The organism is Ochrobactrum sp. SFR4 (assembly GCF_019730395.1).
Classification (GTDB): Bacteria; Pseudomonadota; Alphaproteobacteria; order Rhizobiales; family Rhizobiaceae; genus Pseudochrobactrum.
In genome coordinates, this window is record NZ_JAAPBB010000393.1 from 1 (window position 1) to 352 (window position 352).

At 48.3% G+C, this 352-nt stretch carries 1 protein-coding gene; it reads right to left on the reverse strand.

Annotated features, from left to right (window positions below; all coding sequences use genetic code 11):
• Positions 1 to 150 precede the first annotated feature (150 nt).
• On the reverse strand, positions 151 to 352 hold a 202-nt coding region (locus HBA93_RS19520), incomplete at its 5' end, for a Ros/MucR family transcriptional regulator (protein WP_221724396.1).

The following is a 352-nucleotide window of genomic DNA, read 5'->3' on the forward strand; positions in this document are numbered from 1 at the left end:
GACGCTTGTAATCGTCTTTTCACTCATGAGATTGCCACTCGCATTTTTGCAAAACTTACATTCTGTATAATACAGAATTTCACAAAAATATCAATGATTGTCGTGATTTATATGATTGAAAAGCGCGACATCACGACACGCGATCGCGCCTTATGCGGCGCGTTTGCGGGTGTTTTTCTTGCGTCCCAAGCCCATTTCTTTTGCGAGCTGCGAGCGTGCTGCGGCATAGCCGGGGGCAACCATTGGATAATCTGCGGGCAGGTTCCACTTGGCGCGATATTCATCAGGCGTCATGCCGTGCTGTGACGACAGATGGCGCTTGAGGGATTTGAATTTCTTGCCGTTTTCAAGG